Source organism: Sphingobium sp. VMM (assembly GCF_056790315.1).
Map to the genome: position 1 here is coordinate 40884 of NZ_JBXGSI010000009.1, position 23427 is coordinate 64310.

Sequence of the window (23427 nt, forward strand, 5' to 3'; positions counted from 1 at the left end):
AGGCCTTTAACGACATGCCCGCCAGCCCGTCGCACCGCGTTCCGCCTGATCGAGGTGGAAATGGTCGCGATGGGCGGCATTATAGTCGGGCGAGAGCACGGTCGAGAAAAGGCCGCAGGCGCCATCGCGCACGTCACGCAGGAAGGCGGCGTCCTTGCCCTGCCCCTTCCAGTCGCCGACCACGCTGATCCGGTGGCCATCGGCCAGCACGAAGCCCGCGACATCAATCGCGTCGGCCGTGGCATGTTCGCTGAAGTCGCCCTGGCTGCGACCGTACATGCGCCGGCAGCTATAGGAACCGAAATGGGTGATGGAGCGCACCGGCTGGCCGAACAGGCGCTGGGCGGCGGGCTGCACCACCTGCCATTCCCAGACGCGCAGGGCGGCAACCACCGGGCAGGACGGCGCCACCCCGGCGGGTGACAAGGCGATCATGCCCTTTTCCGCCTTCAGCCGGACCGCGTCGGCATAGCCGCACTGCCCCTCGCCCCCACCCGGCTTCATCGCCGTATAGGCAATGCCCGCCCGGTCGAGCAGCGCCAGGCATTGCGCCCGGTCGCCGGTCAGGGCGGCGAGCTTGCGACCGGTGAACAGGCCGACCGGCTGCGACAGGTCCAGCCTGGTCCAGGGCAGATCCTGCGGTCGCTGGCGCAGCAGCGCGTATCCGACCCAGAGCAGGCCAAGGATGACAGCGACAATGACAAGGGCACGAAGGGTCAGATGAAGGCGGCGCATGCCCTAACCACGCCGGACCTGCCGCATTGGTTCCGACGTGACCGGATAGCCCAGATGCGCCGGGATGCAGAGATGCGGCTCGCCGTCGCGCTCCTCGAACCAGGGGCGCACCTTTTCCACCGGGATGCTGCGGGCATGGGCGGCGAGCGCGTCGAAACTGTCATATTGCGCCAGCCGTTCCAGATTGCGGCGGGTCGGGAAGATGACATGCCCGTCGCCGCCATCGGCACGGGCGATGGTCGCGGCGGCGCTGCTCCAGAACAAACGAACATTCTCGGTCGCGTCGACGCTTGCCTCCTGCCCCAGCGGCGCGCGGGCGAGATAGAAGCGGGTGTCATAGACGCGGATCGCCTTTTCCCGTGCAGACGGGTGCCAGCGGGCGAACGGCACCAGCGCATCCAGCGCCAGGACGATGCCACGCGGCGCCAGAAGATCGCCGAGCGGCGCCCCGCCGAGCAGGCCCGCGCGAATCGCCGACACGGTGGCGGCATCGACAGACCCCGCCAGACCGACGCCCAGGCCGCTTTCCTCGATCGTCTCGCGAATGGCCGCGATCCGTGCTGCGACCTCGTCACTGGCCAGATCGCTGGACATACTGGCGGCCAGCGCCCGGTCACTATCATCGACGCCGCCGCCCGGAAAGACCAGCGCACCGGCGGCAAAGGCCATGGTCGCGGCCCGTTCCATCATCAGCAGCTCGGGCGCGGCGCCCGGCCGGTCGCGCACGATCACGATCGTCGCTGCGGGGCGCCCCGCGTCATTCTCTTCGCTCATGCCCCGGTCTAGGCCGCATCCGGCGGGGCGGTAAAGCCCCGCCCCGGCCAGAGGCGTCAGGCAGCCATCAGCGGAAGGCCGACATAATTTTCCGCCAGCGTGCGCTGCGCCGCCTGCGACCCGCGAATATAGTCGATCTCGGCCGCCTGGATGCGGCGGGCAAAACCGTCCATGTCGGGGAAGCGGTGCGTGATCGAGGTGAACCACCAGGAAAAGCGCTCCGCCTTCCAGACACGCGCCAGAGCGCGGGCGGAATAGCCGTCCAGCCCGGCATCCGATCCACCGCGATAATGGTCGACCAGCGCCTCGCTCAGCATGATGACGTCCGACGCGGCGAGGTTGAGCCCCTTGGCGCCGGTCGGCGGCACGATATGGGCAGCATCGCCGGCCAGGAACAGCCGGCCCCAGCGCATCGGTTCCGACACGAAGGAGCGCAGCGGCGCGATCGACTTCTCGAAGCTCGGCCCGCGGGTGACGCGCGATGCGGCGTCGGGGCCAAGGCGCAGGCAAAGCTCGTCCCAGAAACGATCGTCGGACCAGTCCTCGACCTGCTCGTCGAGGCCGCACTGGATATAATAGCGGCTGCGCGTGGGCGAGCGCATCGAGGCGAGCGCGAAGCCGCGTTCATGATTGGCGTAGATGAGTTCATGGTCGGCGGGTGGCACATCCGCCAATATGCCGAGCCAGCCGAACGGATAGACACGCTCGAACGTGCGCAGCACATGGGCGGGGATGCTGTTGCGGCTGACGCCATGATAGCCGTCGCAGCCGACGACATAGTCGCATTGCAATGCCTGCGTGACGCCATCCTGGCGCCAGCGGACCACGGGATGATCGCCGTCCAGCCCCTCCAGCGTCACATCCTGCGCATTCCAGACGATCTCGACACCGCGCTCCGGCGCCGCCTCGAACAGGTCGTGCATCACTTCCTGCTGGCCATAGACGGTGACCGCGCTGCCGCCGGTCAGCGCCGCCATGTCGATGCGGAACAGCGAACCGTCGAGCGAAATCTGGGTGCCGCCATGGACCAGCCCCTCGCGATCGAGCCGGCTGCCGAGGCCCAGCCGATGCATCAGGTCGGTCGTCACCTGTTCCAGCACGCCGGCACGCACCCGCCCCTCGACATAGGCCCGGTCGCGCCGTTCCAGCACGACCGCGGCAATGCCCCCCGCCGCGAGCAGATGGGCCAGGAACATGCCGGCCGGGCCGGCGCCGATAATGGCTATGCTGGTGCGCATTCGCATCCTCTCATGATCCGGGCGCGCTGACGGCGCCCCTGTTTGTCCGATGCGCCTACCCTATCCGCACGGCCGGCGATGGACATGGGCGCACCAGCCTATTAATTGGACAATTCATCAGCCCCAGCGCATCCCGACGGGACCATGCCCAATGTCGAAACAGTCCTTCCCGACCTTCTACCTCTATGGGGAGCCCCACAGGCTGGTGGCGGAGGGCTTCGTCCATGTCGAAACGCTGGACGATCGCTCACGTCCCAGCGAATGGACGATCAAACCGCATGCTCATAGCGAGCTGAGCCATATCTTCCTCATCACCTCGGGCGGCGGCGCGATGGAGGCGGATGGCGCGGAGCTGCGCTTCGTCGCGCCCAGCTTCCTGCTGGTGCCGGCCACCGCCGTGCATGGCTTCAAATGGCTGGAGGAAACCGCCGGCTTCGTCATCACCATGGCCGACGCCTATCTGCAGGATCTGGGCCGCCATGGCCCGGAACTGACCGGCCTGTTCGAGCGGCCCGACGCGATCGAGATGAGCGCAGCGCAATTGCCGCCAGTCGAACGGCTGGTGGCCGATCTGATGCGCGAACTCAGCTGGTCGGCGCCGGGCCACCGGGCGGCGGTCGATGCGGCGATGCTGTCGCTGCTGGTGACGGCACTGCGCCATCGCAGCGCCGCCGTCCACGCCGCCCCGCGTGCCGGACCACATGCGTCGATCGTGGCGCGGCTGCGCGAACGGATCGAGCAGCGCTTCCGCCTGCGCGAACCGGTGTCGGTCCATGCCGCCGCGCTGGGCGTCAGCCAGACCGCCCTGCGCGTCGCCTGCGCGCGGATGGCGGGCCGATCGCCGGCGCAGATGCTGGACCAGCGCGCCCTGCTCGAAGCGCAGCGGGCCCTGCTCTATTCCAACCTGTCGATTGCCGAGATCGGCTTTTCGATCGGCTTTGCCGACCCGGCCTATTTCAGCCGCTTCTTCCAGCGCAACATGGGCCTGTCCGCCCGCGCCTATCGCGAGGCCCAGCAGGGCGCGAACGGATAAGGCGCGCCGCCCGCTCTGGACTTGGCGATCAGGCCTGCCTGGCTGCGCTGCTGAGCAAGGCGTTCGCCACATCGCGGGCATTAGCGGCAAGTTCCTCGTCCGGTAGCTCGCCCGCGGTCCAGAAGGAGAGCACACCGCGAAAGCCGAAGGCCAGATGCCTTGCCAGGGCAGGCAGCGTTGGGTGCCCGTCGATCAGGCCCTCGCCAGCACCGATCGCCAGGGTCCACAGCGCGGTGGACTGCGCCAGCACTTCGCCATGGGTCGGCCCCGGCGTGCCGAGCCACCCCATCACCGCCCGGTTCACGCGTGGTTCTTCCAGCATCAGCTCGACCACCGTGGCGACCGCCAACAGCACGCGCTGGCCGGCATCATCGCGCCGCGGCTTGTCCGCGAAGCGTTGGGTCGCGGTGGCGATCCGCCGCGCCGACAGGGCGTGCATGATCGCGGCCTTGCTGCCGAACTGGTTGAAAGGCGTGGCGAAACTGACGCCCGCTTCGGTCGCCAGATCGCGCATCGAAAATTCCGCCTTGCCGTCGCGCAGCAGGCGTTCGGCCGCGTCGATCACACGATTGCGCACCGGTTCACCACGCGAACCGGTCGAGGGGGGCTTGATGGACGTCATGTTGCTATTTATATCATGATATAGTTGATGTTCAAATCATGGAGTAGGCCATGTCGGCGCTGATCCCCAAGACTTTCCTGATTACCGGCGTCAGTTCCGGCCTGGGCCGGGCCTTTGCCGAGGGCGCGCTGGACGCCGGCCACGCCGTCGTCGGGACCGTGCGGAACCCCAAGGATGCCGAAGCCTTTGCGGCGCTGGCGCCCGGACGCGCGCATCCGCTGCTGCTGGACGTGACGCATCTGGACGCGATTCCGGCGGCCGTGGCGGACGCCGAGCGGCGCGCCGGGTCGGTCGACGTGCTGGTGAACAATGCGGGCTATGGCCATGAGGGCGTGCTGGAGGAATCGTCGATCGACGATCTGCAGCGCCAGTTCGCGGCCAATGTGTTCGGCCCGGTGGCGATGATGAAGGCGGTGCTGCCCGGCATGCGCGAACGGCGGCGCGGCCATATCGTCAACATCACCTCCATGGGCGGGTTCATCACCATGCCCGGCATCAGCTTCTATTGCGGCAGCAAGTTCGCGCTGGAAGGGATTTCCGAAGCGCTGGGCAAGGAAGTGGCGCCGTTCGGCATTCATGTGACGGCGCTGGCGCCCGGCCAGTTTCGCACCGACTGGGCCGGGCGGTCGATGGACCGCACGCCGCGCAGCATCGCCGACTATGACGCGGTCATGGACCCGATAAGGGCGGCGCGTCAGGCCAAGAGCGGGCAGCAGCCGGGCGATCCCGCGCGCGCGGCGCAGGCCTTGCTGACTTTGGTGGAAGCGCCGGCACCGCCGACCCGCCTGTTCCTGGGCGACGATGCACTGGGCCTGGTCGAAGGCAAGATGGCCGCCATGGAAGCCGAGATCGCGCAATGGCGCGCATTGTCCCGCTCCACCAGCTTTGCCGCATAAGCGCGGCGATCCCCCGCCAACAGAAAGACATAGACCATGTTTGGAATAACGCCTCTGGGCTGGCTCCATACGCTCGGCAGCCTGCCCGCCATTCCGCTGGCCGCCTATATGTTCGCGCGCCATGGCCGGATCATGCCGCGATCGGCACCGGGCATCGCCTATCTCATCTTCATGCTGATCGGTGCCGGCACCGTGTTCCTGGTGGCGCATCAGCCCGTCAGCTACGGCATCGGCACGGTGACGATCCTGCTGCTGATCGCCGGCTATGGCGTGGACAATATCCGCTTTCTCGGGCGGGCGCGGCGCTATCTGGAAACCGTCTTCCTCAGCCTCACGGCGTTTCTGCTGATGGTGCCGACCGTGACCGAAATCCTGCGCCGCGTGCCGGATGGTCATCCGTTCGTCACCGACCTCAAGTCGCCCTTGCTGCTGGGATCGCAGGCTGTACTTCTGGCAATGCTGATCCTGGGCCTTGCCGCCCAGTTGATTGCCCTGCGCCGGCAAAATGGCAGGATCTCCTGATGATGACCGCAATGGCCCGCTTGCTTGCACTTCCCCTGTCTGGGCTGGCGCTGATCGGCGCTGCGGCACCCGAAACGCGTTTCGATATCAGCCTGCCGGCTGCGCTGGGCGACGACGCATCGGGACGGTTATTGCTCTTTGCTGCACCGCTGAGCGCCGACAATGGCAAGAGCGAGGATATCGACATCTATGGCCCCGACGACGCCCGCATCTTCGTGGCGGGCCGCGATATCACCAGTTTCGGGTCCGATCGCACGATCAGCATCGATGCCGGGGAAAGCGCCTTCCCCGAGGGGCTCGCGGCCCTGGCGCCCGGAGACTATCGGGTGCAGGTCGTGCTCGATCGCGACGGCGACTATAATTATGGCGGGCGGGGGCCGGGCGACCTGGTCTCGAAGGTGGTGACGTTGCGTCTGCCGCTAGGCGCCAGGCCATCGATTGCGCTCGATCACAAATTGCCGCCGGCGCCCGCGCAGTTCGACGTCACCGGCCTGCCGCCGCGCGCCGCCGAGCAGATCACCGCGTCGCGCCCGCATCTGCACGACGAACAGGTCGTATCGAAAGTGCTGACCCGCTTTCGCGGCACGCCGCAGAGTGTCGCCGCCTGGGTGCTGACCCCGCCGGGCTATGATCCCCATGGCGGCGTCACCTATCCCACGGTCTATACGGCCGGTGCGTTCGGCACCAATCACCGGGTGGACGGGCAGCAATTGTCGCGCATCTGGCACCTGATGGAGACAAAGGCCATTCCGCCGATGATCTGGGTGACGCTGGACTTCGCCTCGCCCACCGGCACGACCGAATTTGCCGACAGCGTCAATAATGGTCCTTGGGGCGAAGCGCTGACGCGCGAGATCATCCCGGCGCTCGAAAGCCGCTATCGGATGGACGCCAGGCCCTCGGGCCGGTTCCTGACCGGCCATAGTTCGGGCGGCTGGTTCGCGCTCTGGGCGATGGTGCGCTATCCCGCCATCTTCGGTGGAAGCTGGGCCTCGTCACCCGATCCATTGGATTTCCGGCATTTCATCGGCGTCGACCTCTATCAGCCTGGCGCGAACATGTATCGCGATGCCCAGGGCACGGCCCGTCCGCTGGAGCGCGCCCATGGCGGGGTGAAGACGACGATCGCGCAGGCGGTGGGGATCGAGACGGTGCTGGGCCGGGACGGCGGCCAGTTGCGATCCTTCGACTGGACCTTCTCGCCGCGCCGTGCGGACGGGACGCCGGCGCCGCTCTTCGATCGGGTGACGGGCGCAGTCGATGCGCAGGTCGCGGCCTATTGGCGGGAAAATTATGATATCGGCCACCGGATCGAGACCCAATGGCCACGCCTGCGCCATGACCTGGAGGGCAAGGTCCATGTCGTGGTCGGGACCGCCGATTCCTATTATCTCGACGGCGCCGTCCATGATCTGGAGGCCGCGTTCCGCAAGGTGGGTGGACGGGCAGAGTTCATCTATGTCCCCGGCGCGTCGCACAGCATCAACGAAGTCTATGCACGGGACGGCGATCGCAACGCCTATTACCGGGAAATGGCGCAGGCCATGTATGCGGTGGCGCGGCCATCAGGGGCCACAGGCGGGCGCTGAAGCGAAATCCGCCGGCGGGCGGGAGGGGGAGGCGCGGTCCGGTTTGACGCCCGGACGAGGCGCGGCTACCGCGCGGGGCATGATCGTTCTGCTCTCTCCCGCCAAGACGCTCGACTTCGAGCGCGCGCTGCCGCCCCTTGCCGTCACCACGCCGCATTTCGCCGAGGAAGCGCGCGGGCTCGCCAAGTCGGCCGCCAATCTTTCGCAGAAGCGGCTGGCAGAACTGATGCATATCTCGCCGCGCCTGGCCAAGCTCAATGCCGACCGGTTCCGGGACTTTTCCGAGCTACCCGAGCGGCAGGCGCTCTATGCCTTTGCTGGCGACGTCTATTCCGGTTTCGAGGTGGACACGCTGGACGATGCGGCGGTGGCCTTTGCGCAGGATCATGTGCGGATGCTGTCGGGCCTTTACGGGCTGCTGCGCCCGCTGGATGCGATCCGCCCCTATCGACTGGAAATGGGCACGCGCTGGGCGCCGCGGCACAAGAAGCTGACCGACTGGTGGGGCGATCGCATCGCCGCGCTGCTGCGCGCACATGCCGCTGAAGAGGGATCCGGCGTCGTCCTCAATCTGGCCAGCCAGGAATATTTCGCGGCGGTGGAGAACAGGCTGGACGGCCTGCGCGTGATCCATGTCGATTTTCGCGAGCCGGGGCCGAATGGCCCGCGCTTCGTGAGCTTCAACGCGAAGCGGGCACGCGGCATGATGGCGCGCTGGATGTGCGAACATCATGTCGCCGATGTCGAGGCCATGCATGGCTTTGACACTGACGGATATCGCCTCGATCCGGCCGAGAGCGACGCCGACCATTGGCGCTTCATGCGCGCCTGACCGGCGCAGGGCATCTGCCGCGAGGCGGCGCGCATGATGCCGCTTGCATTCCCGACAAGGCCAAGGCACCCCGCCCGGATGCACATGGATACAGATCTGGAAACCGCTCTGCTGGGCCCTGTCATCCCTGACCGGTCCTGCGGCGATTGCACCATGTGCTGCACCATTCTGACCGTCGACACGCCCGACTTCAAGAAAGCGGCGGGCGCGCCCTGCGCGCATCTGGGCAAGCAGGGATGCAGCATCCATGCCGTGCGCCCGCATATCTGCCGGACATGGTTTTGCGCATGGCGCCGGGTCCAGGCCATGCCCGATGAAGCCCGTCCGGACCGGTCCGGCATCCTGGCGTCGATCGATTTCGTCCGCGAACCGCGCAACTGCTTCGAAGGCGTATCGATCATGGTTCGCATGCTGCCCGGCAGCGCTGCGATCGAGAATGGCATGGCCGGCGCGATCCTCGACAGTCTTTGCGATCAGCTGGTGCCCGTCTGGTTCAGCGACGGATCGCGGAAGATGTTGATGCATCCCGACAATGAGGTCGCGGCCCTCGTCCTGTCGGGGGATGCCGCCCCCGCCCACCTGCGCGCCGAAGTCGCCGCCTGGCGCGCGCGTTACATGAGCTTTTCATCCAGGGCGTGACACCGGCCCCGGCAAGCGCCGCTCGCCCGGCCGGTCATGTGGGGCGCGGATGGCCCCTACCGCCGGCACATCGCTTGTGCCATTGATCGATCCATGACGACGCTGCGCCTCTCCGCCGAACCACGTCCGCTCGGCAAGAGCGGCATTTCCGTCTTTCCGATCGCCTGGGGCATGTGGCGCCTGGCCGGCGAGGATATCGCCCAGGCCCGCGCCAGGGTGGAGGCGGCACTGGACGCCGGCATCACCCTGCTCGACACGGCGGACATCTATGGCTGCGACACACCCGCCGGTTTCGGATCGGCCGAAACGCTGTTCGGCCAGATATTGGCGGATGCCCCTGAACTGCGGCAGCGCATGATCATCGCCACCAAGGGCGGCATCCGGCCGGGCATCCCCTATAATAGCGGCGCAGCCTATCTGGCCGAGGCCATCGATGCGTCCTTGACTCGAATGGGCATCGACCGGGTCGATCTCTACCAGATCCATCGCCGCGATTTCCTGACCCATCCGCAGGAAGTCGCCGCCAGCCTGACCCGCATGGTTGAAGCCGGCAAGGTGCGCGCGATCGGCGTATCCAACTATGCGATTCATGAACTCGACGCGCTCCAGACCTTTCTCGACCTGCCGATCGTCAGCACCCAGCCCGAATTTTCCGCGCTGCGCACGGCGCCGCTCCATGACGGTACGCTCGATCAGGCGATGGCGCGCGACATGGCGGTTCTGGCCTGGTCGCCGCTGGGTGGTGGTCGCCTCGCCAAGGCGCTGCACCCGGCCGCTGTGATGCTTGCAGATCAGGGCGAGCGCTATGGCGTCGATATCACCGCCGCCGCCCTGTCCTGGATCATGGCGCATCCCGCGCGCCCGATTCCCATTGTCGGCAGCCAGTCCGCTGCCCGCATTGCCCGCAGCATCGATGCCTTCAAGGTCGAATGGACCCGCGCCGAATGGTATGCGGTACTCGAAGCGTCGATGGGAGAAAGGCTGCCCTGATCCGCCGGTGCAGGATCGCGATCTTGCCAAGCTGTCCGATGATCATGGGGTGCGCCGGCCAGTGGCGTCCGGTCCGCGCCGCCAATGCCACACGGCACAGGTTATTCATTTCGAAGGGAAATGGTGGAGCCTAGGGGGATCGAACCCCTGACCTCGTCATTGCGAACGACGCGCTCTCCCAGCTGAGCTAAGGCCCCAAAGGTGGGCTGCCTATAGGCGAGGGATTTTCGCCTTGCAACGGTCTTTTGCGCAAAAAATCACGGCCTTTCCTGATCTCGATCAAGAGCCCCGGAAATCGGCCCTTTCCGCCTTCGGCAGGGCGGTTGAAAGGCGCGACGTTACCCGCCCGTAACGCCCGGAACGATGGGCCGCGCCACCCATTGATGGCCTGTCGGTGCAACAAGCACGCACCACCGGAGGGCGCGATCCTCCGACAAGCACAAGGAGACGGACCATGGGTTATCAAGGCGGACGCCGCTATGGCGGCGATGATCGCTATTCGACCGACTGGGATCGCGGCAACGACCGTTACAATGATCGGTACAGGGCGCCACGCGACGAGCGCGCCTATCGATACGGCATGCGCGGCCAGTTCAGCGGGCCGGGTGCCCGCCCCTACCCCCAGGGCTATGACCCCGACGAGCGCGGCTTCTTCGACCGGGCCGGCGACGAGATTCGCAGCTGGTTCGGCGATGACGAGGCGGAGCGCCGCCGCGAATATGACGAATATTATAACCGCCCCTATGGCGACCCGCGCGACCAGTCGAGCCGGCTTGGCTATGCCTCGGCCGCACGCAGCGACTATCTGCCCGGCCGTGGCTTTGCCCCCTATACCGGCGAACGCAGCGGCTATGGCAGCGAGGACCATGGCTATCGCAACCGCGCCTTCGGGCCGCAGCAGGACTATGGCGCGCATCATGACAGCAACTATTATAGCTGGCGCCAGCAGCGGATCGACGAACTGGACCGCGACTATGCCGAATATCAGCGCGAACATCGCGATCGCTTCAACAGCGAGTTCGGTACATGGCGCACCCGTCGCGGCGAGCAGCGCCAGGCGGTGACGCAGGTGCGCGAGCATATGGAAGTGGTCGGCAGCGATGGCGAACATGTCGGCACCGTCGACAAGCTGCGCGGCGACCGCATCATCCTGACCAAGAGCGACAGCGATGCGGGTGGGGTCCACCATTCCATCCCGTCCTCCTGGATCAAGTCGGTCGATGCGACCAAGGTGACGCTGGAGAAGAGCGCGGATGAGGCCCAGCACGCCTGGCGCATCGAGCGTGAGCAGCAGGCGCTGTTCGGCGATCGCGACGATACCCGTGGCACCTATGGCGCCGGATCGTCGACCAATTATGAAAAGAGCCGTTACCGCTAAAGCGGGACGGTGAAATGAGAGGCCCGGCCGCGATGCCGGGCCTTTTTCATATGGCGGCCAGCACCCGCTGCGCCTGCACCAGATGCGGGCGATCGATCATCTTGCCGTCCAGCTTCAGCACCCCGGCACCCGGATTGGCGGCAAAGGCATCGACCACGGCGCGAGCATGATCGACCTCCGCCGGGGTCGGAGTAAAGCCGGCATTGATCGCCGCGACCTGGACCGGATGGATCGCCATCATGCCGGTAAAGCCGTCGCGCCGCGCCCGGCCGACATAGGCGGCCAGATCATCCATCGCGTCGATCCGCGGGAAGACCGTGTCGATCGCCGCGACACCGGCGGCATGGGCCGCGAACAGGGTCAGGCTGCGCGCCATCTCGATCGGCGCGGTATAACGGCCATCGGCCTCCCGCGCGCTGGTAGCGCCGATCGAGGCGGGCAGATCCTCCGCCCCCCAGGTGAGGCCGGCCAGCCGATCACGCACGCCGCGATAGCTGCCAAGCTCGAACAGGGCGGCGGGCGTTTCCGTGGCGATGGGCAGGATCGGCGGCAGCCGCCCTGCCCCGGCCAGTTCCTCCAGCGCCAGGATGCTGGCCGCCCCTTCCGCCTTGGGCAGCATGATGCCGTCGGGCGCCGCCGGCAGGATGATGGCCAGATCGTCGGCGGTCTGCCCGCCCTCCAGCGGATTGACCCGGACGAAGGCGGTGCAATTGCGCGCCTCCCCCAGCCATGCAGCGATCGCATCACGGGCATAGCCCTTGCGCTCGGGCGCGACCGAATCCTCCAGGTCGAGGATAATCGCATCCGCGCCGCTCGCCGCCGCCTTGTCGAACCGTTCGGGACGATCGCCCGGTACAAAGAGCAGCGAGCGGAGTTTCATGTAGACCTCTTCTTGAGCAACGCCATGCGCAGGCACTGGCAGACAATCTCGTCCCGCTGGTTGAGCAGGCGATGGGTGAAGGTGACGATGCCGGCCTCGGGGCGCGAGCGGCTTTCCTTGAGCTCTGTGACCTCGGTCTCGCAACGCAGCGTATCGCCGATGAACACCGGCTTGGGCATGACGAGCTTGTCATAGCCCAGGTTCGCGACCAGCGTGCCCATGGTGGTATCCCCCACCGACAGGCCGATCATCAGCGCGAAGCTGAAGGTGCCGTTGACCAGGATCTGGCCGAATTCCGAAGCCTTCGCCGCTTCGGCATCCAGATGCAGCGGCTGGGGATTATGGGTCATGGTGGTGAACAGCAGATTGTCGGTCTCGGTCACCGTGCGGCGCAATTCATGCACGATCCGGTCGCCCACCTGCCATTCGTCAAAATGCCTGCCCGCCATAGTTCGCCCTCTATATAAATATGCACTATAGTGCAATTATCATTCCATGCAGCCGGATCGGCTCAACCTTCGCCATGATCGATCTGGGCCAGCAATACGCCCTCGCTCACCTGCCCGCCCTCGGCCGCGTTCAGGTCTGCGACCACGCCGTCGAACGGCGCGACCAGGCTATGCTCCATCTTCATCGCTTCGAGCGTCAGCAGCTTCTGCCCCTTGGTCACCGCCTGCCCCGCCGTCACCGCCACGGCAATGATGCGGCCGGGCATGGGCGACAGGATCGCGCCGTCGGATGCGGCACCGCCCGCGCCACCGGCAACGCGCCAGGGTGTCATTTCCCAGACCTGCCCGCCCTCGGCAATCAGCACATCCTCCAGCGGCCGGGCGTCGCCCAGACGCGGATCATAGCGCACGGCATGGGGATGACCGTTCAGCAGGAAATTCGCCTCCGCCCGGACCGGCGCATTGAGGCGGAAGCCCGCCAGCGCCCCGCCAGGCGTCAGCGCCGCTGCCGCGTCGGCCAGTGCCGCGTCGGACGGATCAGCCGGCGGCAACAGCGCGTCGCCCTCCCGCGCGATCAGGCCGGTGTCGAGCCGGGCCGCCGCGAAATCCGCATTCTCCAGCGCCTTGACCAGAAAGCCCGCATTGGTGCGCAGCGGCCAAATCACCGTCTCGTCGAGCGCCCCCGCCAGCCGCAGCCGCGCCGCGTCGCGCGTGTCGCCATGGGCGATGACCTTGGCGATCATCGGATCATAATAGGGCGAAATGGTCGCGCCTTCCTCGACGCCGGTGTCGATGCGCGCACCGCCACCCAGCTCGAACGTGTCGAGCGTGCCGATCGAGGGCAGGAAGCCCTTGGCCGGATCCTCGGCATAGAGGCGCGCCTCCATCGCCCAGCCATTGATCGACAGTTGCTCCTGCGTCCGCGGCAACGGCTCGCCCGATGCGACCCGCAACTGCCATTCGACCAGATCCTGGCCGGTAATCTCCTCGGTCACGGGATGTTCGACCTGAAGCCGGGTGTTCATTTCCATGAACCAGATGCGGTCCGCGCGCAGGCCGTCAGACCCGTCGGCGATAAACTCGATCGTGCCGGCACCGACATAGTCGACCGCCTTGGCCGCATTGACCGCCGCCTGGCACACGGCCGCACGGGTCGCTTCATCCATGCCCGGTGCCGGCGCTTCCTCGATCACCTTCTGATGGCGACGCTGGAGCGAGCAGTCGCGCTCGAACAGATGGACGACATTGCCTTGGCTATCGCCGAACACCTGCACCTCGATATGGCGCGGATTGGTGATCCATTTTTCCAGCAGCACCTGATCGTTGCCGAAGCTGGACGCCGCCTCGCGCCGGCAGGACAATAGGGCATCGGCGAAGTCGGCCGCGGCATCGACCTTGCGCATGCCCTTGCCACCGCCACCGGCGACCGCCTTGATGAGGACAGGATAGCCGACCGCGTAGGCCTCCGCCGCCAGCCGCTCGGGTGACTGGTCTTCGCCCAGATAGCCCGGCGTGGTGGGCACGCCGGCATCCTGCATCAGCTTTTTGGCCGCGTCTTTCAGGCCCATGGCGGTGATGGAGGACGGGTTGGGGCCGACCCAGATCAGCCCCGCATCGATCACCGCCTGCGCAAATTCGGCATTTTCCGACAGGAAGCCATAGCCAGGGTGGATCGCCTGCGCCCCTGTCGCTTTCGCTGTCGCGATGATGCGGTCGCCGACCAGATAGGATTCGCGCACCGGCGACGGGCCGATATGCACCGCCTCGTCCGCCTCGCGCACATGCAGCGCGTCGGCGTCGGCATCGGAATAGACCGCGATCGTGCGGATACCCAGCCGCCGCGCGGTGCGGATGATGCGACAGGCAATCTCGCCCCGATTGGCGATGAGGAGGGATTGGATCATAGTGCATTCCTCCCCGGCACGGGGAGGGGGACCGTGCGAAGCACGGTGGAGGGGCAGGCGCCATGTTGACCGGACCAGGCCGAACGGTGAAGCGCGCGCGTGAATTGCGCCGCCAGATGACCCTGCCGGAAGGGCTGTTGTGGCAGGCGCTGCGCCAGCGCCCGAACGGCTTCAAATTCCGTCGCCAGCATCCAGCCGGCATCTATATCCTGGATTTCTACTGCGCGGTCGTTCGACTGGCCATCGAAGTGGACGGCAGCAGCCATGACGGGCCTGATGCCCTGCGCCATGATGCGGCCCGAACCCATTGGTTGACGGCGCAAGGCGTTACGGTGCTGCGCATAGCCGCCGCCGATATTCTGCGAGATTTGCCTGCTGTGGTCGATCATATCATCTCTCACTCTCAAAGGCTCCTGCCCCTCCACCACTCGCCTCCGGCGAGCGGTCCCCCTCCCCGTGCCGGGGAGGAATGATCACATCCGGAACACGCCAAATTGCGCGCGATCGTCCACCGGCGCGTTCAAGGCGGCGGCGAAGGCCAACCCCAGCACATCCCGTGTCTGGGCCGGGTCGATCACGCCATCGTCCCACAGGCGCGAGGTCGCGAAATAGGGATTGCCTTCATCCTCATATTTCTGGCGCACCGGCGCCTTGAAGGCTTCGGCCTCTTCCGGCGTCCATTTGGCGGCGTCGCGGTGAACGGTCGCCAGCACGCTCGCCGCCTGTTCGCCGCCCATCACGCTGATGCGGCTATTGGGCCAGGTGAAGAGGAAGCGCGGCTGATAGGCGCGGCCGCACATGCCATAATTGCCCGCGCCGAAGCTGCCGCCGATCAGCACGGTGACCTTAGGCACCTGTGCCGTGGCCACCGCCGTCACCAGCTTGGCGCCATGTTTGGCGATCCCTTCCGCCTCATATTTGCCGCCAACCATGAAGCCGGAGATATTCTGGAGGAACAGCAGCGGAATGCGGCGCTGGCAGGCCAGTTCGATGAAATGGGCGCCCTTCTGCGCGCTTTCGCTGAACAGCACGCCATTGTTCGCCAGGATCGCCACCGGCATGCCCCAGATATGGGCGAAGCCGCAGACGAGCGTGGTGCCGTAGAGCGGCTTGAACTCGTGAAATTCGCTGCCGTCGACGATCCGCGCGATCACTTCGCGCACATCATAGGGGGCGCGCACATCCTGGGGGATGATGCCATAGAGATCGGCCGGATCGAATTTCGGCGGACGCGGGTCGCGCAGGTTGAGGTCGCTCTGGCGGTCGGGCTGCAGGGTCGAGACGATGTCGCGCACGATGGACAGCGCATGTTCGTCATTGTCCGCGACATGATCGACCACGCCCGACTTGCGGCCATGCAGGTCGCCGCCGCCCAGATCCTCGGCACTGATGACCTCGCCCGTCGCCGCCCGCACCAGCGGCGGGCCGGCGAGGAAGATGGTGCCCTGGTTGCGGACGATCACCGTCTCGTCCGACATCGCCGGGACATAGGCGCCACCGGCAGTGCAACTGCCCATGACGCAGGCGATCTGCGGGATGCCGCGCGCCGACAGGTTCGCCTGATTGTAGAAGATGCGGCCGAAATGGTCGCGGTCGGGAAAGACCTCCGCCTGGTTGGGCAGGTTCGCGCCGCCGCTGTCGACCAGATAGACGCAGGGCAGCCGGTTTTCGAGCGCGATTTCCTGCGCGCGCAGATGCTTCTTCACCGTGACGGGATAGTAAGTGCCGCCCTTCACCGTGGCGTCGTTGCAGGCGATCATCACCTGGCGCCCCGACACCCGGCCGATGCCGGCAATCATGCCGGCGCCCGGCACCTCGTCGCCATATTGGCCATTGGCGGCGAGCTGGCCGATCTCAAGGAAAGGCGAGCCGGGATCGAGCAGCCGTTCGACGCGATCACGCGGCAGCAGCTTGCCGCGCCCGGTATGCTTGTCGCGCGCGGCCGGCGATCCGCCCAGCGCCGCGTCGGCAACCCTGGTGCGCAATTCTTCCGCCAGCGCGCGATTATGCGCAGCATTGGCGCGGAAGCCCTCGCCATCGGGCGACAGCTTGCTGTCCAGAACCGGTGCGCTCATGCCCTCGCCTTCCCGGCGTCCGCGTGCCACAGAGCAGATATGCCCACCATCATTCTCCTCATCCTCTCCAACCTGTTCATGACCACCGCCTGGTACTGGCACCTCAGGGGCGGCATGAACAAACCGCTGATGCTGGTCATCCTGATCAGCTGGGCGATTGCCTTCGTCGAATATTGCCTGGCGGTGCCCGCCAACCGCATCGGCTTTGCCCATGGCTGGTCCGCCGGACAACTCAAGATCGCGCAGGAAGCCATCGCCCTCGTGATCTTCGGCATCTTCATGGTGACGGTGCTGGGCGAACCGCTCCACTGGCGCCACGCGGCCGCCTTTGCCTGCATCATGGCGGCGGTCGGCTTCCTGTTCGTGGGGCGGACTTGATTTAAGGAAAAACGGTGCCGGCCCTTCAGACGAGGCACGGGACTCGTCTGAACCCCACCCGACCACCCAACCAGGATACTGTCGTGGGTGGCCGGGTGGGGGTGCGGGCCGGTGCGGCCAAATGCGCACTTCCGCGCATTTGCAGACAGACTCCTCACGCGCCGATCAGTTCGCGGCCGATCAGCATCCGGCGGATCTCGTTGGTGCCGGCACCAATATCGAGCAGCTTGGCGTCGCGCATATAGCGTTCGACCGGCCAGTCCTTCGTATAGCCCGCGCCGCCCAGCGCCTGCACCGCCTCCAGCGCGACCTTCATCGCATTCTCGCTGGCGAGCAGGATGGCGCCGGCCGCGTCGAAGCGGGTGGTCTTGCCCGCGTCACAGGCTTTGGCGACCGCATAGACATAGGCGCGCGCGCTGTTGAGCGCGACATACATGTCGGCGACCTTCGCCTGCATCAGCTGGAACGCGCCGATCGGCCTGCCGAACTGCCTGCGCTCGCGAACATAGGGCAGCACCGTGTCGAGACAGGCCTGCATGATGCCGAGCTGAATGCCGGCAAGCACGGTCCGCTCATAGTCGAGGCCCGACATCAGCACGCCCGCGCCGCCGTTCAGCGGCCCCATGATATTCTCTTCGGGCACTTCGCAATCGTCGAACACCAGTTCGGCGGTCGGGCTGCCGCGCATGCCAACCTTGTCGATCTTCTGGCCGATCGAGAAGCCGGCAAAGCCCTTCTCGATCAGGAAGGTCGTGATGCCCTTGGAGCCCTCGCCGGTCTTGGCATAGACGACCAGCGTGTCCGCCTCGGTCGCATTGGTGATCCAGAACTTCGTGCCGTTGAGGACGTAGCGATCGCCCTTCTTTTCGGCCTTCAGCTTCATCGACACGACATCGGACCCGGCGCCGGCCTCCGACATGGCAAGGCTGCCCACATGCTCGCCGGAAATCAGCTTGGGCAGATAGCGCGCCTTCTGCGCGTCATTGCCCCAGCGGCGGATCTGGTTGACGCAGAGATTGGAGTGCGCGCCATAGCTGAGACCTATGGAGGCGGAGACTCGTGCCACTTCCTCCTGCGCCACCACATGCTCCAGATAGCCCAGGCCCAGGCCGCCATCCGCCTCGTCCACGGTGATGCCGTGCAAGCCGAGCGCGCCCATGGCGGGCCACAGGTCGCGGGGGAACCAGTCCTTGGCGTCGATCTCAGCCGCCAGTGGGGCGATATGATCGGCGGCGAAACGGGCGGTGCTTTCGCGGATCATGTCCGCATGCTCGCCCAGAGCGAAATCGAAGTCGGTCATTGGCATCTCTCCTGCGCCGCACCCTAGTCCTGAACGCGGCAAGGGAAAAATTGAAACCACGGGCAGGAGTATATAGTTTCCATCTATGATCGAACGCTATCTGCTGCGCTATTTCCTGGCGGTCGTGGACCAGGGCAATTTCTCCCGTGCGGCGGCGCATTGCCTGGTGTCGCAACCGACACTGTCGGTCGGCGTCGCCAAGCTGGAACAGGCGGTCGGCGCGCCACTGTTCCTGCGTAGCAACCAGCGGGTCGAACTGACCGAGGCCGGCAGTCGCCTGCTAAGCCACGCGCGGCGGATCGAGCGCGAGTTCAACCTGGCCGAACAGGCGGGCGCGCAGACGGCCGAAATCCAGACGCTGCGCATCGGCCTGCTGACCAGCATCGCCGGCGCGCCGGTGGCGGCGGCGGTTGCAGCCTGCCCGGCCGAGGCGCGCGGCCGGGTGGAATTCATTCCAGGATCGGAACGCGAACTGCTCGGGCGGCTGGATGCCGAGCGGATCGACGTGGCGCTCACCCTGGTGCGGCCGGGCGCCGAGGATCGCTATGTCGCACAGATATTGGCCGAGGAGGGCTATGGCCTGGCCCTGCCCGCCGACCATCGCCTCGCCGGACGCGAAACGATCGCGGCGGAGGAACTGGCGGGCGAGACGATGATCGTGCGCCGCCATTGCGAGGCGCTGTCGGCGACCAGCCGCTATTTCGTCGATCGCGGCATCCGCCCGCATTTCGCCTATCGGTCGACCCATGACGAGCGGGTGATGCAGATGGTGGCGGCCGGCCTGGGCGTCACGGTGATGCCGCTGGGCTATCAATGGCCCGGCATGGCGCGCGCCAAATTACGCGATTTTGGCGAACGGCGGACGATCGGCCTGCTCCATGGCCCGCGCGCCGCCACCCTGCGCGAGACGCCACCGCCGATGCTGCGCGCGTTGGCAATGGCGTTTGGCAACATCTAAGAGAGTGGTTGAGACATCGCGAAAGCGCGATTTCCGATACGGTGCCAGCCCGCTCCCCCTCCCGGCCACCCAACGGCAGTATTCTATGGGTGGCCGGGTGGGGGAGCGGGCTGGTGCCGGAATGCGCCGGATGGCGCATTCTCAAACAGACTCTAAGGCGCTGGCGCCACGACCGGCTTGCGCCAGATGTCGAAGGTGCCGGGCGGCTGCTGCTTCAGCGTCTCGCGCAGTTCGATCATCGGCCCCTGGCTTTCGACGATATTGCCGCCCGCCGGCCGGTCGATGTCGATGATCAGCATGTAGGACATGGTGAAGAGCAGGAACAATATGCCCGCCAGCATCCGCCCCTGCGTTTCCGACCGGGCATAGCCCAGCATCCCCGCAGTCACCGCGATATAGACCCATAGCGCCAGGAACACCTCGCCCGGCACCCGCACCTTGCGCGCCGCCTTGCGCGCGCTGTCCATGTCGATCACTTCGTTGACGGTCGAATGGAGCGAGGAGGCCAGCGCGGAATTGCCGATCGTGTCGGTCGCCGCCAGCGTGCCGGCCCATAGCTCGACCAGCAGTCGATCGCTGGCGACGATCAAGGGCGCCATCTTGTCGGGGCTGGCCGTGCCGAGTTCGACGCGATTATTGGTGTAGTTGACCAATATCTGCGACATCCGCGTGCGATGCGGTTCGGGCAGGCCCTGGACCCGCAAATAGCTGGTGCCGATGGCGTTGGCTTCCTGCAGCACCAGCGCCCGGCGCGTTTCGAACCGGCCGACCGCCAGCGCAAAGGTGAAGCCCAGCAACAGCGCAACCAGACCGATCACGGCAGAGACGATATAGCCTTCCGCCCCACCTTCTTCCGTGGCGCCCTTGTGCGTCAACAGCCGGCGCACCCGCTGCCGCAGGACATAGCCGGCCGTCGCCGTCAGCGTCATGGTCGCCAGCATCAGCAGCCCGACCAGCAGGATGGGTAGCTTGTCCAGAAATTCCGCCAGATTGGCCATATGACCCCCTCAGTCTATCGGAGGCAGCATGTCCCGTTTCCGGGGCCGGGAGCCATCGGGCGAAACACCGGCATGGCTCAGGGATTACCCCTAGTGGTGACCGGTCGACGCCGGGTTTCCATGACGATAGCCCGACGCGCGAGCAAGGCGCCCCACGCGCAAGGGCGTCGCCCTTTCAACCGCTTGCGCCTGCCCTGCTCCGCAGCCCGACCGGGCATAGTCCCCCGAACATCATGGCGCATCTGGACGGCCGCGCCATCGAGCCGCGCAGGGGCGCCCGCCACGCTTCAGTGTTTGTCCCGATGGTTCCCCCGTCGCCGATGGGGGATGGAGAGAATATGGCCATCCGCCCCGCCCTTTTTGCTGGCCCACGCATGATCCGGCGCCATCGTCTCGGGTGGCTGGCGCTCGTGTCCTTCCCCTGCCTGTCATCGGGCATGGCGACAGCCCAGAGCGAGACCGACGCGAACAGCCTCTCACGCGCCCTGCCCGCCGAAGGCAGGACCGCAGCCTCCCCTACCCGCAAGCCTCAGATCCTCTTCGCGCCCGTGCCGCTGTCCAATCCGGCAACCGGCACAGGCCTCGCCGCAGGTGCCATCGCCTTCTACAATCCCAATGCCGCGCCCCAGCAGTGGATCAGTGCCGGCGGCGTCATCTACACCTCGCGCGGGACCAGGGGCGTCGGCGCCTTTCATTCCATGTCGTTCGACAAGGATCGGCTGCGCTTCAGCGCCAGCCTCTCCTATATCGACGATCGCAACGACTATTATGGGATCGGCGCGGCTGCGGGCGATGACGGTATCCATCGCGAGATCGACAGCAAGCAGTTGAACATCGACCTCCAGGCGTTGATGCGCGTCTTCCCGCGCGGCTATGCCGGCATCCGCTATCGCCTGCGCACCACCGACGCGCGGCTGAAAGAGGCGGAGGCAGAATCCTTGCCGGCGCCGCCGCTCGACGCCATGAACAGCAACCTGTCCGCGATCGGCCCCAGCTTTGCCTATGATACGCGCGACAGCGCGACCCAACCGCATCGCGGCATGATGTTGAGCGCCAATTGGCTGTTCGGTCTGCGCGCCCTGGGCGACAGCTATAGCCATGACAAGTTGCAGATGGCCGCCAACAGCTATCTGCCGATCGGCTCTAGCACGGTGATCGCACTGCGGGGCGCGCTATGTGCCGCCGGGGGCAACGCCCCTTATTATGATCTGTGCCTGTTCGGCGCGAACAACGATCTGCGCGGCTATGTCACCGGTCGCTATCGCGACAAGGCCAGTTGGGCGGCGCAGGCCGAATGGCGCCAGCATGTCAGCGGCCGCTGGGGCGCAACCGCCTTTGTCGGGCTGGGCGGCATCGCGCCATCGGCCGGCACGATCATCGACAAGGGCAAGCTGCTGCCGGCCGGCGGCATAGGCCTGCGCTATCGTCCTTTCCGCAGCAATGACGTGCAGTTGCGCGTCGATCTTGCGGCAGGAAAAGACGATCATGCCGTCTATGTCGGGATTGCGGAGGCCTTCTAGCCGCCAGGTTCAGCCGTCACGGCAGCAGCAGCGAGGAATCCCCATAGCTGTAGAAGCGATAGCGCCACGCGACCAATGTGCGGCTTTCCTCGGCGAAAGGGCGGATCACATCAGCCTCGCTGGCCGCGACACCGCACCCAATCACGAAGCCCGCCTTCACTTATCCATATATTAACCATGGCAAATCACTGTCCTCGCAATTCATCCAAGGATCCGATCTTGCCCGAGACTCCCGCCGCGCGCCGGTTGCCCGCGACACCGATCATCCTGCTGACCGGCAGTTTCTTCCTCCTTGGCGCCCTCTATCTGGTCGGCATGCGTTTAAGCTTGGCGGACACGACCCCATTGTGGCTCGATGAAACCTGGAGCGGGATGATCGCGACGCGGCCGGACTGGTCGTCCTTCTGGCGCGAGGCCTGGCTCGATTGCAATCCGCCACTCTATTATCTGCTGCTGACAGGCTGGGTGACGTTGTTCGGCGACAGCAATCTGATGCTGCGCCTCCCGTCCATCCTGTTCGTCCTCGCCGCCGCCCTGTTGCCGCTGCTCTGGCGCCCGCGCACGCTCGGTCGCACCGGCGCCTGGACATGGGCCGCCCTCCTCTTTCTGTGGCCGCCCAATCTGGGCATCATGGTGGACGCACGCGGCTATGGCCTGATGATGCTGCTGTCGACCGCATCCTGCCTGACCGTCGCGCACCTGCTTGAGCGATTGACGCTACGCTGGGCGATGCTATGGGTCGAGCTTGGAACACTGATGTTCCTCACCCATTATTATGCCGCCGTCCTGATCCTGGGCCAGATACTGGTGCTGCTGTACCGACATCGCCTGAACCTGGCGCGGATGTGGCCCGCGATGATCGTGGCGACACCGGGCCTTGGCTGGTTCGCCTATCATCTGCCCCGGCTGGCAGACTATGCGCGCGACGATGTCGCCTGGTATGATCCCACCAGCCTGTCCCGAGCGATGCTCAACCTCGCCTTCGTCCTGGGCGCGCAGAATATCGTCGCCCTGTTCGCGGTCATCGCGCTTGTCATCGTCGCGACGATCCATATGCGGCGCCAGCAATCCGATATCCTATCGAGCGGCAGCGACCCGTTGCCGCTGACGGCACTGACGGCGGTGATCGGCTTTGCCATTGCGATCCTGGTCAGCCTGTTCCAGCCGTCCCTGACCGACCGTTATCTGGTGCCACTGGTGCCAAGCGCGATGCTGGGCCTGACCCTGTTGATCCAGCGCACGCCGCGCCCCGATCATGCCGCACTGGGCATGGCTTTCGCCTTCATGGCGCCGGTCCTCAACCCCGCGCTGATGCGAACCGAACTGGGCGACCGAACGATCTACGGCTATGAACAGGGCAGCGACTTCATCCGCGCGGAACGGCCCGACCGTGTCCTGTTCCTATGGGATTCCCCCTCGGCAAAGATCATGGACCGCGCATCGCTTGCGGCCATCGGCGGCTATTTCCTGGCACGGCCCGGAATGGACGTGCCCGTGGAACCGCTGGTCGTGGACCGCAAGGCCGACCCGAACGCAATATTGCGCGCCCATGCCATAAGCGGCCGCCCCGCGCTGATCTGGCTATATAATGCCCATTATCGTTCGGCCGCAAAGGACCATCCGCCGACATTGCAGGATGACCCGTCCTGGCACTGCAACCGCGGCACCCGTACCGACATCGTCGGCAGCATCGCCTGCATCAAACGAGTGCAGTAAT

Annotated in this window: 24 protein-coding genes and 1 tRNA gene; 13 read left to right on the forward strand and 12 right to left on the reverse strand. The window is 66.0% G+C overall.

The genetic code is table 11. From position 1 onward, the window contains the following. Nucleotides 1–6: 6 nt before the first annotated feature. From ACUCV3_RS13040 to pobA, 3 genes are read right to left on the reverse strand one after another with little or no spacing between them, the layout of a single operon-like run. Nucleotides 7–735: an extensin-like domain-containing protein gene (locus ACUCV3_RS13040; protein ID WP_048937878.1), complete on the reverse strand. Its 729-nt coding sequence runs from the start codon at nt 733–735 to the stop codon at nt 7–9. Between the two features lie 3 nt (nt 736–738). Continuing rightward, complete coding sequence (locus ACUCV3_RS13045) at nt 739–1509, reverse strand: NUDIX hydrolase (RefSeq protein ID WP_048937877.1); 771 nt, start codon at nt 1507–1509, stop codon at nt 739–741. 56 nt (nt 1510–1565) lie between these two features. Further along, nucleotides 1566–2747 (reverse strand): 4-hydroxybenzoate 3-monooxygenase, encoded by a 1182-nt coding sequence (gene pobA, locus ACUCV3_RS13050; RefSeq protein ID WP_048937876.1) that lies wholly within the window; start codon nt 2745–2747, stop codon nt 1566–1568. A 151-nt stretch (nt 2748–2898) separates the two neighbouring features. Here pobA and ACUCV3_RS13055 point away from each other — a divergent pair, with 151 nt between their 5' ends. Further along, nucleotides 2899–3780 carry a helix-turn-helix domain-containing protein gene (locus ACUCV3_RS13055; protein WP_048937875.1) on the forward strand — a complete coding sequence of 294 codons (882 nt, stop codon included), beginning with the start codon at nt 2899–2901 and terminating at the stop codon, nt 3778–3780. Between the two features lie 28 nt (nt 3781–3808). Here ACUCV3_RS13055 and ACUCV3_RS13060 read toward each other — a convergent pair whose 3' ends face one another. Further along, a complete protein-coding gene (locus ACUCV3_RS13060) occupies nt 3809–4402 on the reverse strand; it encodes a TetR/AcrR family transcriptional regulator (protein ID WP_048937874.1) in 594 nt (197 codons plus the stop codon). 50 nt (nt 4403–4452) lie between these two features. Here ACUCV3_RS13060 and ACUCV3_RS13065 point away from each other — a divergent pair, with 50 nt between their 5' ends. The 6 genes from ACUCV3_RS13065 (at nt 4453) to ACUCV3_RS13090 (ending at nt 9870) form a co-directional block, all read left to right on the forward strand. Continuing rightward, nucleotides 4453–5298 carry an oxidoreductase gene (locus ACUCV3_RS13065; RefSeq protein WP_048937873.1) on the forward strand — a complete coding sequence of 282 codons (846 nt, stop codon included), beginning with the start codon at nt 4453–4455 and terminating at the stop codon, nt 5296–5298. A 36-nt stretch (nt 5299–5334) separates the two neighbouring features. Then, nucleotides 5335–5820 carry a hypothetical protein gene (locus ACUCV3_RS13070; protein WP_122928214.1) on the forward strand — a complete coding sequence of 162 codons (486 nt, stop codon included), beginning with the start codon at nt 5335–5337 and terminating at the stop codon, nt 5818–5820. Next, nucleotides 5820–7409, forward strand: coding sequence for an alpha/beta hydrolase (locus tag ACUCV3_RS13075; protein WP_080993588.1), 1590 nt, complete (start codon nt 5820–5822; stop codon nt 7407–7409). The genes ACUCV3_RS13070 and ACUCV3_RS13075 overlap by 1 nt, the downstream gene beginning before the upstream one ends. Nucleotides 7410–7488: 79 nt before the next feature. Continuing rightward, nucleotides 7489–8241, forward strand: coding sequence for a peroxide stress protein YaaA (gene yaaA, locus ACUCV3_RS13080; RefSeq protein WP_048937871.1), 753 nt, complete (start codon nt 7489–7491; stop codon nt 8239–8241). A gap of 78 nt (nt 8242–8319) precedes the next feature. After that, nucleotides 8320–8880, forward strand: a complete 561-nt coding sequence (locus tag ACUCV3_RS13085) for a YkgJ family cysteine cluster protein (RefSeq protein WP_048937870.1) — start codon at nt 8320–8322, stop codon at nt 8878–8880. A 93-nt stretch (nt 8881–8973) separates the two neighbouring features. Then, entirely contained in the window at nt 8974–9870 is an 897-nt protein-coding gene (locus ACUCV3_RS13090) for an aldo/keto reductase (RefSeq protein WP_048937869.1), read from the forward strand. Between the two features lie 121 nt (nt 9871–9991). Here the strand turns inward: ACUCV3_RS13090 and ACUCV3_RS13095 are convergent. After that, nucleotides 9992–10067: transfer RNA gene (locus ACUCV3_RS13095), tRNA-Ala, on the reverse strand. Between the two features lie 257 nt (nt 10068–10324). On the opposite strand from ACUCV3_RS13095, the gene ACUCV3_RS13100 reads away from it, so the two are divergent. Beyond that, complete coding sequence (locus ACUCV3_RS13100) at nt 10325–11248, forward strand: DUF2171 domain-containing protein (RefSeq protein WP_037517711.1); 924 nt, start codon at nt 10325–10327, stop codon at nt 11246–11248. A 46-nt stretch (nt 11249–11294) separates the two neighbouring features. Here the strand turns inward: ACUCV3_RS13100 and ACUCV3_RS13105 are convergent, their stop codons facing one another. The 3 genes from ACUCV3_RS13105 to ACUCV3_RS13115 all read right to left on the reverse strand — a co-directional run bounded on the left by ACUCV3_RS13105 (nt 11295) and on the right by ACUCV3_RS13115 (nt 14481). Further along, nucleotides 11295–12128 (reverse strand): HpcH/HpaI aldolase/citrate lyase family protein, encoded by an 834-nt coding sequence (locus tag ACUCV3_RS13105; RefSeq protein WP_048937867.1) that lies wholly within the window; start codon nt 12126–12128, stop codon nt 11295–11297. Further along, entirely contained in the window at nt 12125–12577 is a 453-nt protein-coding gene (locus ACUCV3_RS13110; RefSeq protein WP_048937866.1) for a MaoC family dehydratase, read from the reverse strand. Before ACUCV3_RS13110 ends, ACUCV3_RS13105 begins: the two co-directional genes overlap by 4 nt. Nucleotides 12578–12639: 62 nt before the next feature. Next, nucleotides 12640–14481, reverse strand: a complete 1842-nt coding sequence (locus ACUCV3_RS13115) for an acetyl/propionyl/methylcrotonyl-CoA carboxylase subunit alpha (RefSeq protein WP_048937865.1) — start codon at nt 14479–14481, stop codon at nt 12640–12642. A gap of 116 nt (nt 14482–14597) precedes the next feature. Between ACUCV3_RS13115 and ACUCV3_RS13120 the strand changes: the two genes are divergently transcribed. Beyond that, entirely contained in the window at nt 14598–14954 is a 357-nt protein-coding gene (locus ACUCV3_RS13120) for an endonuclease domain-containing protein (RefSeq protein ID WP_313737313.1), read from the forward strand. On the opposite strand, the gene ACUCV3_RS13125 is transcribed toward ACUCV3_RS13120, so the two are convergent. After that, nucleotides 14955–16556, reverse strand: coding sequence for a carboxyl transferase domain-containing protein (locus ACUCV3_RS13125; protein ID WP_482240680.1), 1602 nt, complete (start codon nt 16554–16556; stop codon nt 14955–14957). A gap of 39 nt (nt 16557–16595) precedes the next feature. Here ACUCV3_RS13125 and ACUCV3_RS13130 point away from each other — a divergent pair, with 39 nt between their 5' ends. Continuing rightward, nucleotides 16596–16934, forward strand: a complete 339-nt coding sequence (locus tag ACUCV3_RS13130; protein WP_048937863.1) for a DMT family protein — start codon at nt 16596–16598, stop codon at nt 16932–16934. Nucleotides 16935–17088: 154 nt separating this feature from the next. Here the strand turns inward: ACUCV3_RS13130 and ACUCV3_RS13135 are convergent, their stop codons facing one another. After that, on the reverse strand, nt 17089–18234 hold the full coding sequence (locus tag ACUCV3_RS13135) for an isovaleryl-CoA dehydrogenase (RefSeq protein WP_048937862.1): 1146 nt from the start codon (nt 18232–18234) through the stop codon (nt 17089–17091). 85 nt (nt 18235–18319) lie between these two features. Here ACUCV3_RS13135 and ACUCV3_RS13140 point away from each other — a divergent pair, with 85 nt between their 5' ends. Continuing rightward, nucleotides 18320–19192 carry a LysR family transcriptional regulator gene (locus tag ACUCV3_RS13140; RefSeq protein WP_048937861.1) on the forward strand — a complete coding sequence of 291 codons (873 nt, stop codon included), beginning with the start codon at nt 18320–18322 and terminating at the stop codon, nt 19190–19192. A gap of 152 nt (nt 19193–19344) precedes the next feature. On the opposite strand, the gene ACUCV3_RS13145 is transcribed toward ACUCV3_RS13140, so the two are convergent. After that, on the reverse strand, nt 19345–20190 hold the full coding sequence (locus ACUCV3_RS13145; protein ID WP_048937860.1) for a bestrophin-like domain: 846 nt from the start codon (nt 20188–20190) through the stop codon (nt 19345–19347). Between the two features lie 338 nt (nt 20191–20528). Between ACUCV3_RS13145 and ACUCV3_RS13150 the strand changes: the two genes are divergently transcribed. Continuing rightward, nucleotides 20529–21710, forward strand: a complete 1182-nt coding sequence (locus ACUCV3_RS13150) for a BamA/TamA family outer membrane protein (protein ID WP_234415738.1) — start codon at nt 20529–20531, stop codon at nt 21708–21710. Nucleotides 21711–21726: 16 nt separating this feature from the next. On the opposite strand, the gene ACUCV3_RS13155 is transcribed toward ACUCV3_RS13150, so the two are convergent. Then, nucleotides 21727–21855: a hypothetical protein gene (locus ACUCV3_RS13155; protein WP_276609691.1), complete on the reverse strand. Its 129-nt coding sequence runs from the start codon at nt 21853–21855 to the stop codon at nt 21727–21729. A 74-nt stretch (nt 21856–21929) separates the two neighbouring features. Here ACUCV3_RS13155 and ACUCV3_RS13160 point away from each other — a divergent pair, with 74 nt between their 5' ends. Continuing rightward, nucleotides 21930–23426, forward strand: a complete 1497-nt coding sequence (locus ACUCV3_RS13160; protein WP_278377244.1) for a glycosyltransferase family 39 protein — start codon at nt 21930–21932, stop codon at nt 23424–23426. The last annotated feature ends 1 nt before the right edge of the window (nt 23427 follow it).

Coding starts and splice junctions, on each gene's coding strand:
- ACUCV3_RS13040 (WP_048937878.1), bottom strand. CDS start 735: ATGCGCCGCCTTCATCTGACCCTTCGTGCCCTTGTCATTGTCGCTGTC.
- ACUCV3_RS13045 (WP_048937877.1), bottom strand. CDS start 1,509: ATGAGCGAAGAGAATGACGCGGGGCGCCCCGCAGCGACGATCGTGATC.
- pobA (WP_048937876.1), bottom strand. CDS start 2,747: ATGCGCACCAGCATAGCCATTATCGGCGCCGGCCCGGCCGGCATGTTC.
- ACUCV3_RS13055 (WP_048937875.1), top strand. CDS start 2,899: ATGTCGAAACAGTCCTTCCCGACCTTCTACCTCTATGGGGAGCCCCAC.
- ACUCV3_RS13060 (WP_048937874.1), bottom strand. CDS start 4,402: ATGACGTCCATCAAGCCCCCCTCGACCGGTTCGCGTGGTGAACCGGTG.
- ACUCV3_RS13065 (WP_048937873.1), top strand. CDS start 4,453: ATGTCGGCGCTGATCCCCAAGACTTTCCTGATTACCGGCGTCAGTTCC.
- ACUCV3_RS13070 (WP_122928214.1), top strand. CDS start 5,335: ATGTTTGGAATAACGCCTCTGGGCTGGCTCCATACGCTCGGCAGCCTG.
- ACUCV3_RS13075 (WP_080993588.1), top strand. CDS start 5,820: ATGATGACCGCAATGGCCCGCTTGCTTGCACTTCCCCTGTCTGGGCTG.
- yaaA (WP_048937871.1), top strand. CDS start 7,489: ATGATCGTTCTGCTCTCTCCCGCCAAGACGCTCGACTTCGAGCGCGCG.
- ACUCV3_RS13085 (WP_048937870.1), top strand. CDS start 8,320: ATGCACATGGATACAGATCTGGAAACCGCTCTGCTGGGCCCTGTCATC.
- ACUCV3_RS13090 (WP_048937869.1), top strand. CDS start 8,974: ATGACGACGCTGCGCCTCTCCGCCGAACCACGTCCGCTCGGCAAGAGC.
- ACUCV3_RS13100 (WP_037517711.1), top strand. CDS start 10,325: ATGGGTTATCAAGGCGGACGCCGCTATGGCGGCGATGATCGCTATTCG.
- ACUCV3_RS13105 (WP_048937867.1), bottom strand. CDS start 12,128: ATGAAACTCCGCTCGCTGCTCTTTGTACCGGGCGATCGTCCCGAACGG.
- ACUCV3_RS13110 (WP_048937866.1), bottom strand. CDS start 12,577: ATGGCGGGCAGGCATTTTGACGAATGGCAGGTGGGCGACCGGATCGTG.
- ACUCV3_RS13115 (WP_048937865.1), bottom strand. CDS start 14,481: ATGATCCAATCCCTCCTCATCGCCAATCGGGGCGAGATTGCCTGTCGC.
- ACUCV3_RS13120 (WP_313737313.1), top strand. CDS start 14,598: ATGACCCTGCCGGAAGGGCTGTTGTGGCAGGCGCTGCGCCAGCGCCCG.
- ACUCV3_RS13125 (WP_482240680.1), bottom strand. CDS start 16,556: ATGAGCGCACCGGTTCTGGACAGCAAGCTGTCGCCCGATGGCGAGGGC.
- ACUCV3_RS13130 (WP_048937863.1), top strand. CDS start 16,596: ATGCCCACCATCATTCTCCTCATCCTCTCCAACCTGTTCATGACCACC.
- ACUCV3_RS13135 (WP_048937862.1), bottom strand. CDS start 18,234: ATGACCGACTTCGATTTCGCTCTGGGCGAGCATGCGGACATGATCCGC.
- ACUCV3_RS13140 (WP_048937861.1), top strand. CDS start 18,320: ATGATCGAACGCTATCTGCTGCGCTATTTCCTGGCGGTCGTGGACCAG.
- ACUCV3_RS13145 (WP_048937860.1), bottom strand. CDS start 20,190: ATGGCCAATCTGGCGGAATTTCTGGACAAGCTACCCATCCTGCTGGTC.
- ACUCV3_RS13150 (WP_234415738.1), top strand. CDS start 20,529: ATGGCCATCCGCCCCGCCCTTTTTGCTGGCCCACGCATGATCCGGCGC.